Annotated in this window: 9 protein-coding genes; 5 read left to right on the forward strand and 4 right to left on the reverse strand. The window is 49.2% G+C overall.

The features are described 5' to 3' along the window. Window positions 1-143: 143 nt before the first annotated feature. Complete coding sequence (locus MHB80_RS03850; protein ID WP_341280932.1) at window positions 144-1,253, reverse strand: metallophosphoesterase; 1,110 nt, start codon at window positions 1,251-1,253, stop codon at window positions 144-146. A gap of 46 nt (window positions 1,254-1,299) precedes the next feature. Then, on the reverse strand, window positions 1,300-1,923 hold the full coding sequence (locus tag MHB80_RS03855; RefSeq protein WP_341280933.1) for a LysE family translocator: 624 nt from the start codon (window positions 1,921-1,923) through the stop codon (window positions 1,300-1,302). 229 nt (window positions 1,924-2,152) lie between these two features. Between MHB80_RS03855 and MHB80_RS03860 the strand changes: the two genes are divergently transcribed. Continuing rightward, a complete protein-coding gene (locus MHB80_RS03860; RefSeq protein ID WP_341280934.1) occupies window positions 2,153-2,782 on the forward strand; it encodes an NUDIX hydrolase in 630 nt (209 codons plus the stop codon). A 108-nt stretch (window positions 2,783-2,890) separates the two neighbouring features. Here the strand turns inward: MHB80_RS03860 and MHB80_RS03865 are convergent, their stop codons facing one another. Beyond that, window positions 2,891-4,666 carry an ABC transporter substrate-binding protein gene (locus MHB80_RS03865; RefSeq protein WP_341280935.1) on the reverse strand — a complete coding sequence of 592 codons (1,776 nt, stop codon included), beginning with the start codon at window positions 4,664-4,666 and terminating at the stop codon, window positions 2,891-2,893. Between the two features lie 133 nt (window positions 4,667-4,799). Between MHB80_RS03865 and MHB80_RS03870 the strand changes: the two genes are divergently transcribed. From MHB80_RS03870 to MHB80_RS03885, 4 genes are all read left to right on the forward strand, one after another. Beyond that, window positions 4,800-6,086 (forward strand): MFS transporter, encoded by a 1,287-nt coding sequence (locus MHB80_RS03870; protein WP_341280936.1) that lies wholly within the window; start codon window positions 4,800-4,802, stop codon window positions 6,084-6,086. A gap of 47 nt (window positions 6,087-6,133) precedes the next feature. Beyond that, window positions 6,134-6,553: a VOC family protein gene (locus MHB80_RS03875; protein ID WP_341280937.1), complete on the forward strand. Its 420-nt coding sequence runs from the start codon at window positions 6,134-6,136 to the stop codon at window positions 6,551-6,553. Between the two features lie 814 nt (window positions 6,554-7,367). Further along, window positions 7,368-10,586: a cytochrome P450 gene (locus MHB80_RS03880; RefSeq protein ID WP_341280938.1), complete on the forward strand. Its 3,219-nt coding sequence runs from the start codon at window positions 7,368-7,370 to the stop codon at window positions 10,584-10,586. A 252-nt stretch (window positions 10,587-10,838) separates the two neighbouring features. Further along, a complete protein-coding gene (locus MHB80_RS03885) occupies window positions 10,839-11,405 on the forward strand; it encodes a TetR/AcrR family transcriptional regulator (protein WP_341280939.1) in 567 nt (188 codons plus the stop codon). Between the two features lie 90 nt (window positions 11,406-11,495). Here MHB80_RS03885 and MHB80_RS03890 read toward each other — a convergent pair whose 3' ends face one another. After that, on the reverse strand, window positions 11,496-12,287 hold the full coding sequence (locus MHB80_RS03890) for a glycoside hydrolase (RefSeq protein WP_341280940.1): 792 nt from the start codon (window positions 12,285-12,287) through the stop codon (window positions 11,496-11,498). Window positions 12,288-12,346 lie beyond the last annotated feature (59 nt).

Genomic DNA, 12,346 nt, shown 5'->3' on the forward strand with positions numbered 1-12,346 from the left:
AACAACTTTTACGGGAGTCAAACTACTAACAAGACTTAAAAACGGAGCATCTAATTTAGAAGGAAGCAAGTAAAAAACAAAAAGAAGGGATGCCCACTTCTTTTTGTTTTTTTATATTTTTCTATAAACAGATAGACGGTGCTCTAACTGAATGTCACATTGATTTCCACGATCTCAGAGCGGGAGCCGAGTCGGATCGGCGGTCCCCAGAAGCCAAAGCCGGAGGAAACGATCGATTGCAGCTTTTCCTTTTTTAAATAGCCCCAGTCATTCTCGAACACGAGCTGCGTAATGAAATTCGCCGGAAATATTTGGCCGTGATGCGTATGGCCTGATACCATCAGATCAACGCCGAGCTCATCGGCAATATCGAAATCGTAGGGCTGATGCTCCAGCAGAATGAACGGCTTGGCAGCATCTATGCCTTGAACGAGCTCGCTTAGCGGCGCACGCTCATGATCGGAATGATCCTTGCGTCCAAGCAGGGTGAAACGGTCATCTATGGTAACCGACTCATCATAAAGCACCTTCATGCCGCCTGCTTCAACGGCGTTAATAATGTCCTCGATATGCCCATTGTATTTATCATGATTGCCGAGCGAGGCGTATACACCATATGGCGCTTCGATCGCTGCCATGATTTTATCAATGCCATTGTCCAAATAAGGCCGGATTTGATCATCCAAAATATCGCCGGGAAACAGCACGATGTCGGGCTGCAGCTCATTAATGCGATCGACGAGACGGACGGCATGATCTTTGCCGGACAAAATGCCAAAATGCATATCGGAGGCCATGACGATTTTTAATGTATTTTTAGCTGGATCGCTGTCTTGTGCGCCTTTGGGAATCGTAATGTCATACGTGCGTACAACGGGGCTGTAGGCTAGAAAAGAACCATAGCCAAGCAGCGTAATGAGCAGTACGGGGACGGCAATGCCAGACCATTTGAACACCGACTCGCGCGGCAACGACGTATTGCGCAGCAGTCTTGCGATGAGCTGTATGGATGGAATAATGAGCAGCAATAAGCAAAAAATAGCGAGCCAGTACATGCCAATGGCAATTAAAATAGCATTTTGCGCAACCATCGCCGTAATAAAGACGCAGGGCAGCGCAGCGGCGACGATTGTATAAATGAGTTTGCGTGACTTCGTATGCAGCGGCTTCAGCCACCGCCAAATGCTCCAGCTTTGATAAAAAACGAGCGAGCCGAAAACGGCAAGCATGACAATACCCATAACAATAAACATGGTAACTCTCCCTTTTATGTCTCTTTCTATGTTTTTACGTATTTAGTTATTTTCTGCTGAAGGCGATGCTAAGGCCGATTAGGCCGAACACGGAGCCTTCGACGATATTCAATTTGCTGGACAGACGTGGACGTTTGAAAATAAACCGGCGCAGCACATCGGCAAATATGCTGATCAGGGTAAAAATAACGATGGCTTGCAGCATGAACACGAGTCCCAGCGCAATCATTTGCAACGAAGCATAACCGCTTGCCTCATTGACGAATTGCGGCAGCAAAGCCAGAAAAAACAAGGAAACTTTAGGATTCAGCATGCTCATGAAGATTCCTTTTTTGTACAAGGAGGCATAGGCCAGTTCATCGGCGGTGCCGAGTGCGAGGGCGGATTGCTTTTGCCGAAAAGCTTTATAGGCCAAATAGAGCAAATAGGCGGCACCGGCATACTTCACAACGGCAAAGGCAACTGCCGATTGGTAGACGATAGCGGAGATACCGAGAGCAGCTGCGAAAATATGGGCGAAGAGGCCGGTGCATAGTCCCAGCGTTGTGAAGATTCCTGCTTTTTTGCCACGGGCGATGCTTTGAGTGAGTACGTACAAATTATCTGGTCCCGGCATTAAGGTCAGCAGCACCGCAACGCCTAGAAACGATAAGAGGGAAGCCCATTCCAAGGTCAACACATCCTGTTCTATTAAAAAGTTACTTACTTCCTTTAGTATACTAGGAACGACTCCCTGATCTCAAACTATTCACTTTACTAGAGTCAGCCGCGCGCCAAGCTCGAAGAAACGATAAAGGCAAATACAGAGTTTCATGATATTATTGTGAAAGCATACAATGGGTTATTGCAAGCTAGATAAAGCGATTTAAGCCAGAGTTAGAAATATGGAGGAATGTGGAATGAACCATTCGTCAGACGAGCAGTGGCTGGAGTGGGTAAAACGGGTTCAAGCACTCGCGCAAAATGGGCTTGCCTATTCGGAAAATGCTTTCGATATCGAGCGATATGAGGAGCTTCGCGCTATTTCGGTAGATATGCTGGCATTTGCTACCGGCATGAAGCGGGATCAGCTCGCGTTAACTTTCGCCAGCGATACGGGATATGCGACGCCGAAGGTCGGCATTCGCGGCGTTGTGTTCCAGGATAAGCGGATTTTAATGATCAAAGAAAAGCAGGATCAGGCTTGGGCGCTGCCGGGAGGCTGGGCGGACGTTGGCATTTCGCCATCTGAGGTGGCGGTAAAGGAAATTTGGGAGGAATCCGGCTTTAAAGTCAAGCCAAAGCGGCTGCTCGCGGTGCTGGACAAAAAGAAGCACGAGCATCCACCGGATATTTATCATATTTACGATCTGTTTATTGAATGTGAAATCATTGGCGGAGAAGCGGCGGTTGGACCGGAGACGACTGATGTTGGCTTTTTTGCAGAGGATTCGCTTCCCCCATTATCGGTGCAGCGCAATACGGAGCGGCAGATCAAGATGATGTTCGAATTTTTGAAGCAGCCGGATAAGCCGGTTATATTGGATTAATCGGAATAAGGGCAGCCTTGCCAGTAGTGTTTAACTACTAGCGAGGCTGCCCTTATTTGATAGGCTGGTTGCAGCGCCGCAGCATCAAAGATAATCGTTCCGGCATACTTATTTTTTAATCCATAGTTTAGAAAAATCCAGCCAGCCGAAGGAGTCGATAGCCAAGCCTTGAAGGGCTAGCGGCAGCTGCGTCTGGAACCGGGAATGGTAAAGATACAGCAGCCAGTTGTCCTGCCGCAGCCATTGCTCGGCTTCCTCTACAATTTGGGCGCGCTCGGCTGGGGAAGGGAGGCTGACGTAGCGGGCGAGGATGCTCCGCAGCCGCTTTCGCTGCTCCATAGTCAGAAAATGATGCAAATTGCTGTCCTCATTATAGAAAAGCCGCAGCAGACCCACTTCTGTATCATTTTCCAGTATCTCAGTTGCCAGCATCAAATGGGCAGTTTGCGCGAGCTTTTGCGGCGAGACCTCTGCGATGACATAGGGATGGAGGCTCAGGCGAAGGCCAATAGCAGCTGCCCGCTGCTGCAGCCAAAGCATATCCTGCTGTTCAACAGGCCTGCCGTGATGATACAGCTGAATGACTTCTCCGGCATAGCCGCTTTCCCGAAGCAGTGCCTCTGCATCAGCCAGCGAGCCAGATTCATATGAAGCCAGCTCACTGCTGGCGACAAGAAAGCTGTTTGCGGGTACGGCGCGATTGCCTCCGAGCTCCGCAATTAGCAGTTCGCGGTCAAGCAGCAGCCGCAGCGCTTGGCGGAAGGAGGACTGGTGCTGAATGCCCGGCATGCTGAAGTTGAAAATTAAATAGCGGCAGCCATCAAGCAAGGAATCCATCGCTCTATTATTTTCCGCGGCATGGTCTTCGGATGCGGCATCCATATGCGGCAAGGAAAATTGCCGCTCCCGCGGGGCATCTGAAGGAATATGCCAGATTTCCACAAGGTCAAGCCAGGCCCGCTCGCGAAAATAGTGGTCGAAGGCTTCGAGCCGCAGCACCTGCGCTGCATTTTCCACCAGCTTGAAGGAGCCTGTCCCAAGCATCTTCTGCTCGGAAAATGCCACATCATGCGGCAAAATCGACATGGTCGCGCAGCTGAGAAAATGCAGCAGAAACGGGTTTGGCTGCCGCAGCCTGAAGATCAGGCAATAATCGCTGACGATCTCAATGCCTGCAATGTCCTCGTATTGCCAGCAGGAGGGAGAATGCACCTCACGCAAACGCTCCACCGTGAACCGCACATCCTCCGCTGTTAGGAGCAGTCCATGATGGAAGCGGACTCCTTTGCGCAAATAAAAGGTCCAGGCTGTGTAGTCGTCATTGCTTTCCCAGGCATGGGCAAGCGAAGACAGGAAACGCTGCGACGCCGAATCAAAGTCGATCAGGCGGCTGTAGATTTGCTCGAGTAGAAACACCTCGGTAACGGTAAAAGCAAAAGCCGGGTCGAAGATGCCGAGCTTCCTCGTCACAGTCACCCGAAGCACATCAAGATTGGCGGCACCTGCCTGCTCCAGCTGGAAGCCCATGCGATTTTCAAGCATGGCGCGCAGCTTGTCACGCAAGGCAGAAGGCAGCTCGTGGCTGGAGATGAAATCGATGGCCTCCTTCATTTTCCCCTTCGCCAGCAGCTCGTTAAAATGCTCCGTCAGCACATCCTCCAGCCCGCGGATAACCGTCAATTGCGAAATATGGCCGCGTCCCACCCCTGCGCTCCATGCCACAAAGCCTTCCTCCACCAGCCTGCGCAGTACAAGCTTGACGTTGCGTGGCGTACAGTTTAGCACCTCCGTCAGCTCGCCAATCGTAATCGGTATCGTTGTGCCTTTATGCTGTTTGCCAGACAGTGATAACAGCAGGCTAATATAATGCTCCTTATGTTTCATATTCTAACCGTCCTTTGCTCAGGCTGGCGCAAGCGCTGTCCATAAAAGGTGAAATTTTAATTTCAATCTTACTCTTTTTATTCTCGTTTTCCCAGCTAAAATTAAGTCTACATAGAGAGAGGGGAGAACCATCATGTTTATGCAGCTTGATCGCAATATTAAAATTCGGATTTTGACGACCTTTCTGACCCGCTGCGTAGAGGCGATGATCCTGCCGTTTATGGCGATTTATTTTACCCAGCGGCTGGGGGCGGGGATTGCGGGCCTACTGCTGCTCATTAATTTGCTCGTGCAAATTACAGCGAGCCTGTACGGCGGCTATATGGCAGATCGTTATGGACGAAAAAAGGTAATGGCATACGCCCAAATGATCCGCTTTATTTCCATCCTTGTCATGACGCTTGCGAACTCGCCATTTATTGATTCCACTTGGCTGACCTTTTCCATGATGCTGCTGCTTAGTCTTTGCAATGGCATGTTTAATCCAGCGGCCGAGGCCATGCTGATCGACGTCAGCACAAAGGAAAATCGCGCTTTTATTTATAGCATTAACTTCTGGGCGATCAATTTATCGATTTCGATTGGCGCACCGATCGGCGGCTTTCTGTTTGCGACGCATCGGACCGAGCTGTTTATGATTATGGGACTAGCGAGCTTAGCTACGCTTATGCTGACGTTATTTTTAATTCGGGAAACCCATTTTCCAGATGAGGAAAGCCGGCTGCAGTACAGTGGCAACGGCCCCATTCGCAATATGGTGCTGAATTACAAGCTGGTGGCGCAGGACAAGCTGTTTATTATCTACAGTGTCAGCGGGATGCTCATTCGCTCGCTGGAAATTCACTTGTACAACTACATTAGCGTCCGCTTGCAAAAAGAGTTCGAGCCCCAGCAACTGTCCATGCTGGACAATTTCACCTTTGACCTGACAGGCATTAGGCTTGTCAGTCTGCTGCAGGTCGAGAACACGCTCATCATCGTCTGCCTAGCGATCTGGGCAGCCAGCTTTGTCCGCCGTTTCCGTCCGGCACGAATGATGTATATTGGCGTTATTTTGTACACGCTTGGCTTTACGATCGTCGGCTTCAGCAACTCCGTGTGGCTGCTGCTCCTATCGATGCTGGGAGCGACGGTTGGCGAGCTCATGTTTACGCCGATAAGACAAGCTTATTTGGCTGGTATTGTGAAGGATCATGCGCGAAGTTCGTATTTAGCGGTGAATGGCCTGCTGGGGCAGTTCGCTGGCGCTTTCGGCGCTATTGGCATCAGTCTTGGTGCTGTGCTGCACTCCAGTTACATGGCCATGATTATTTTCGTTATGGGCATGACGGGGCTGCTGCTGACACATTATGTATTTCAGCGGCTTGCGCCAGGGGAGTCGCGTCCTCAAGGTTCAGCACCGACGGTAGCGAAGATTTAGAAGCGAATAGCTGTTGTAAGCGAACAATATAGAGGAGGTTGTGCAGCATGAGTAAAAAACAATGGGCTGGCGCGATGCCAGCCGTACAATTCAGAGTAGCAAGGCCGACGAACCAATTGGCTGAGGTGGCTGCCTTTTATGAACAGGGGCTGGGCCTATTGCGAATTGGCTCCTTCGAGGGGCATGACGGATACGATGGTTTGATGTTCGGCCTGCCGGGGGCGGACTACCATTTGGAGTTTACGCAGCATGTCTCGGGGGCGCCGCTCGCACGACCATCTGAGGATAATCTGCTAGTGTTCTACATTGACGATCGCGAGCAGCAGTTAATTATCGCCAAGCGGCTATTGGAGCTGGGCTACCCTGAGGTGGAGCCGGAAAACCCATACTGGAAGCAAAAAGCCATCACCATCGCCGATCCCGACGGCTATCGTATCGTGCTGCAAAACACGTCTGGACTGAGCTGATAGCTGATTGTGGGCTAATGGAAAGTTGAACTAAGGAAACATGATTTGGAGAAATCAAAAAGAAAGCCGCTCTGAAAGCTTTGCTTACTTGTATCTATGGGTGAGCAAAGCCTTTTTTTATATTAAGAAAGGACATCTTAACGCTATCCTTTCTCTATATTTCTCGGAATGAAACGTGCCGCACCGCTAAAGGATGTCGACAGCCGTTTCACCTTGGTTTATATAGGTTAACCAAGATATTTCCCGCTGCCTGAGTTTCCCCTCAAGACAAGTATTCAAAAATACAGTTAAAGTTGAAAATTAAAACGAAAGAAATTATACTATTATCAATTGATAGTTTACACTATCAATTGATAATTTTGTTTTCTCATATCTTTTCAATGCTGAACAAGTATGGCTAGGACGTGTATGCAAACTGGGGATAACCTGCTACAACCTGCCTATCGTTTCACTGGGACCAATCTCATCTGGCGCTTCAGGGCTGGTGCACCTCAGCTTACAATTGCTGTTGAGGCTAAACAGTTTGGGATGCTCACTCCTTGATTGGAGGACTGAGGTACCGCTATTCCAGTCTTTTCACTGATTTCAGGCTGTAAGCGGACAGGAAATCCGCTATGGCTCTCATTATCCCGTCGAAATAGTCATTTACAGCTTATTAGCGGCTTCTGAGTCCGCATCCAGTGCCTTAACCCATGATTCAGTTGAAATAACGGCTGCTGAGTCCGCCAAATCTATTTTTGTGCAGGGATTCAACAACTGAAGCGATGAACTTTCATTAATATTTTTCAACACATAAAGAGAGGAATGATAGAAGATGAAAGACAAAATCTCTATTCCCCATCCCCAAACGTATGGCCCGCTAGGCAATTTGCCTTTGATTGACGTAGAATCACCAACAATATCCCTGGGAGCTTTGGCAGAAAAATACGGACCTATTTTCCGCTTTACCGCACCGGGACTATCCACTCTGTTCGTCTCGGGCAATGATCTCGTTGCTGAAATATGCGATGTGACCCGATTTGACAAACATTTATCCAATGAGATGCAGGACGTTCGCGCCTTCGGCGGCGATGGGCTGTTTACAAGCTGGACGCATGAGCCTAACTGGAAAAAAGCGCACAACATACTGCTGCCCACGTTCAGCAAGCAGGCGATGAAGGGATATCACTCCATGATGATTGACATCGCCGATCAGTTAATGCTCAAGTGGGCACGGCTAAACCCGCAGGACACTATCGATGTAGCCGATGATATGACCCGGTTGACGCTGGATACGATTGGACTTTGTGGATTCAATTATCGCTTTAACAGCTTTTACCGGGAAGATCATGCCCCGTTTGTCCAAAGTATGGTTCGAGCATTGAACGAAGCGATGCTCAGAAGCTCGCGAATGAAAATTCAAAATCTGTTAATGTTCAAAACAAAACGCCGTTTTGAAGAGGATATTCAGACGATGTTTACGCTGGTGGATAAGATCATTGCCGAACGAAAGGCAAGCTCCGAGCCGGGACAGACGGATTTATTGGCACGCATGCTGGAAGGCAAGGACCCGGAAACCGGAGAAATGCTGGATAACGAAAACATTCGTCATCAGATCATTACCTTTCTGATTGCGGGTCATGAAACAACGAGCGGTCTGCTATCCTTTGCTGTTTATTTCCTGCTGAAGCATCCGGAAGTGCTCGCGAAGGCTCAGGAAGAAGTAGACCGCGTGCTGACAAGTAAAGCCCCGCAATATGAGGAGGTTCTTCAGCTTAACTATATCCGTATGATATTAAATGAATCGCTGCGGTTGTGGCCGACGGCTCCAGGATTTGACGTTTATGCCAGAGAGGACACAATCATTGGCGGGAAGTATCCCATCCCCAAGGGACAGAGTCTCAGTGTGCTTTTGCCTCAGCTTCACCGCGATCCGGCTGCATGGGGAGAGGATGCAGAGCTTTTCCGGCCTGAGCGGTTTGAGGATATGGCCAAGGTTCCCCATCATGCTTACAAGCCTTTTGGGAATGGTGAACGCGCCTGCATCGGTATGCAGTTTGCCCTCTATGAAGCCACATTAGTACTGGGTATGGTACTGAAGCACTTCGACTTGATCGATTACGACAACTACACATTGGACGTTAAGCAGACTCTGACGCTGAAGCCCGGTGATTTCCGGATTCGAGTGGGGCACCGTCAGCACGTATCCACCAGGGGGACCGCAGGGTTAACAGGCGTGCTGGGAACAAAACCTGCGGATTCTCCATCCAGTGCTGCGGATATGGTTGTACCAGCCATAGTTGGAACGCCGAGTGGCAATGGATCGCTGCTTGTATTATATGGCTCAAATCTGGGTGCAGCGGAAAGCATTGCCCATCAGATCACGAGTACGGCTCTTGGTTACGGCATCCAAAGTGAAGCGGCTCCACTTAATGAATGGAGTGGACGACTGCAGGGGCAAGGCATCGTCATTATCGTTACGGCTTCATACAATGGCAAGGCTCCTTACAATGCGTCTGCATTTGTAGAATGGCTGAAGGGGGCCAGAACAGATGAGGGGCAAGCTGTTCAGTATGCGGTATTAGGCTGCGGAGACCGGTCCTGGTCGGGAACGTACCAGAGCATTCCACGCTTTATAGATGAAAAGCTGGATGCCATCGGTGCCGAAAGACTTGTAGCCCGAGGTGAAGTTGATGCAGGGGGCGATATGGAACAGCAGGTCAAGGAGTGGCTGGATGTGATGTGGCCAGCGGTTACGGACGCGCTGGGAATACAGATGAATCATATTGAAACGGCAAATCCAAGTACGCTTCAGCTGCAATTTGTTGAGGGGCCGTCTCAAGTGCCTTACGAGAAAACCTATCAAGCCGTCTATGCGACTGTCCAAAATAACCGGGAGCTGCAAGCCTCTGAAAGTGGACGCAGCACTCGCCATATCGAGATTCTCCTTCCCGAAGGCATCAGCTATCACGAGGGTGATCACATCGGCGTGCTGCCTCTTAACCGGGGCGAAAATGTAGACCGCATTCTGAAGCGGTTTGGCATGGACGGCAGCGAAATGATTTGCTTAAGCACCGAAGGTTCACATCTGGCCCATCTGCCTCTTGATCGATCCGTCAATGTACGTGAGTTGATTCAATCCTGTGTGGAAATTCAGGTGCCAGTTACTCGTGCTCAGCTGCAGGAGTTGGCTGTCCATACTGTCTGTCCGCCACATCGTCGTGAGCTGGAGGCGATGATGGAAGATGAGCGCTACACCCCGTATATCTTAGGCAATCGAGTAACGATGCTGGAGCTGCTTGAACAATATGAAGCCTGCGAGCTTCCTTTTGTCAGGCTGCTGGAATTGCTGCCTCCGCTGAAGCCGAGGTATTACTCTATATCCAGTTCTCCGCTGCTCCATCCGAGAGAGGTTAGTATTACGGTAGGCGTCGTTAAGGATCAGGCATGGAGCGGCAAAGGAGAGTATGCGGGGGTCGCCTCTACTTATTTGGCGGAACGTGCACCAGGCGACCGTGTTCTGATATTTGTACAGACGCCGGAATCTGGATTTAGACTGCCAGAAGAGGCAGCTGCTCCAATCATCATGATCGGGCCAGGGACGGGAGTTGCTCCGTTCAGAGGATTTTTGCAGGCTAGATCTGTCTTGAAAAAGCAAGGGGTGGCGCTCGGAGAAGCCCATCTGTTCTATGGGTGCAGGAACGAGATGGATTTCCTGTATCGAGATGAGCTGATCCAGTTCGAGCAGGAGGGGATTGTTAAGCTTCATACCGCTTTCTCGCGCGTGGTTAGCGAACCAAAAACCTACGTACAGGATTTAATGAAACAGGTGTCTTCATCACTGGTGGATCTCATGGATCAACGCGGCAAAATATATGTGTGTGGTGACGCCAGCCAGATGGCTCCTGCTGTGGAAGAAACATTAAAGGCTGCTTATCAGGAAAGGCATGGAGCAAAAGCAGAAGCAGGTGACCGCTGGCTCGAACAGCTAGAGCAGGACAGTCGGTATGTAAAGGATGTATGGGCCGGCAATTCCAAACCAACAGTGTCATAACACACGGCAGCATGATGTAAAGACAATTGAAAGCTATTGCCGAAACGTCATCTCTGGAGATAACGATACAGCAAGTTATATCTCCGGGGTGACATTTCAGCCGTGTCGAAGCTATCTTGTGGAAGGAAGCAAATTCAATTGTGAAACAGTCAATTGTATTCGCGGTTATGCTATAATTTCATGGTAATACCCTACTATTTGATTGGAATGGGAATCAATTATAGAATAATACTCTCCAAGGAGTGTAATAAGATGAGAACAGAAATGTCATCAATCAAGCAAACGAGGCTTAACTCCATTCTGGATGAAGCGACCAAGCTGCTTATTGAGAAGCCAAATGCGTCGATGAATGAAATTGCAGATTCGGCAGGAATCGGAATCGCTACGCTGCATCGATATGTGGAAAGCAGAGAGCAATTGATGATTTATTTGGGCCTGCGTGCAATCGAGGTTGTTAGTGAAACCATGCGCGTTATTCCACTGGATGAGGATAATTGTGAAAACTACATCCCGATGCTCATTGAAGCGCTCATTCCGTTAGGGGACAAGCTGCACTTCATTGCCCACGATACAACCATTAATTATAACGAGGAAATTATTGGAGCAGATCAGAAGCTGAGGGAACCCGTGCTGCATGCCATCGGTTTGTTGCAGCAAAAAGGTTATTTTCGCCATGATGTAGACAAAAATTGGATTGTGAATGTCCTGTATTCACTCCTATTTCTGACGTGGCAGCAAGTCGTTAGCGGGGATATTGCCAGAAAATCCGCAGCGGCATTGGTCGTGGATACATTCTATCATGGTTTTAAAACCCCATGATGGACACTAGAACAGCCAAGCACAGCAAAACGGCCCTCTGCGCCGTATTAGGGGGGGCGAGAGAGCCGCTTGCTCGTTCTATAATAAAGGTTATTGAACGTTTGCGTAGTAGTTCGAATAATTAAGCTGGCCGCTGCCATTTGTAATTTCGGTGCCGTATTCTATGCTGCTGACGTAGCGGGTTTTTGGGAAATAGCTTTTGCCAACGAGATAATCGGTAAAGTTTTTCACATTGATTGTGAAATGATCTGTCTGCGTTCGTTTGAGGAAGGAATAGACCCACCATTGATGCACCCCATTGTCGGTAATTTCCCCGCGGTAAACATCATAGCCCTGTCCGCCTATGGAAACGTTGGAGGCAACAAGCCCGCCAATAGGGCCAACTCCGCTTGTCCAGCGGTTCCAAATCATAATTTCCTCCGTTGGCGTGCTGCTCCATGTCGCCGTTCCTGTGCTGTGCAGCCAAATATCATAAGCATTGTTATATTTTCCATTCGTTGCAGGCGCAATGGAATAAGTGACGCTGCTGTTAATCGCTTTGTTGTCAGAGAGCCGCGTCGGCAGTCCGCTGCCTGGTGTGTAGCCCTCTGTCCAGTGCCAGCCGCTCACAATCGAAGGGTATGCTTTCACGCCGCCCGTCGATGTCGGCCAGTTCCACACATATCCAAAATTTGTATTGCTGTTATGATAAACGGTCTGCCACCAGCCGGAAATCCCCGAGCTGCCCCAAGAGTTGTTAAATAAATAATATTTATTGCTGTTAAAATTTAGCTTGGCATAAGGAGTGGAGTCGGATGCGGCATAAGCGGATGCAGGTATAATGGTGAGCATAGCGGCTATCATCATCAAAATGAACGATCTGTTGCGAAGCTTGTTCTTCAACTAAATCCCTCCATTATCAATTTTATAAAGCGCTTTCATTTATTATTTTAGCAATATAT

Origin of the sequence: Paenibacillus sp. FSL H8-0537, assembly GCF_038051995.1 — a bacterium.
Taxonomy (GTDB): domain Bacteria; phylum Bacillota; class Bacilli; order Paenibacillales; family Paenibacillaceae; genus Pristimantibacillus.

What these genes read in the sequence shown, in the direction of transcription:
- MHB80_RS03850 (WP_341280932.1), bottom strand. Translation starts at nt 1,253, where the DNA reads ATGTTTATTGTTATGGGTATTGTCATGCTTGCCGTTTTCGGCTCGCTC.
- MHB80_RS03860 (WP_341280934.1), top strand. Translation starts at nt 2,153, where the DNA reads ATGAACCATTCGTCAGACGAGCAGTGGCTGGAGTGGGTAAAACGGGTT.
- MHB80_RS03865 (WP_341280935.1), bottom strand. Translation starts at nt 4,666, where the DNA reads ATGAAACATAAGGAGCATTATATTAGCCTGCTGTTATCACTGTCTGGC.
- MHB80_RS03870 (WP_341280936.1), top strand. Translation starts at nt 4,800, where the DNA reads ATGTTTATGCAGCTTGATCGCAATATTAAAATTCGGATTTTGACGACC.
- MHB80_RS03875 (WP_341280937.1), top strand. Translation starts at nt 6,134, where the DNA reads ATGAGTAAAAAACAATGGGCTGGCGCGATGCCAGCCGTACAATTCAGA.
- MHB80_RS03880 (WP_341280938.1), top strand. Translation starts at nt 7,368, where the DNA reads ATGAAAGACAAAATCTCTATTCCCCATCCCCAAACGTATGGCCCGCTA.
- MHB80_RS03885 (WP_341280939.1), top strand. Translation starts at nt 10,839, where the DNA reads ATGAGAACAGAAATGTCATCAATCAAGCAAACGAGGCTTAACTCCATT.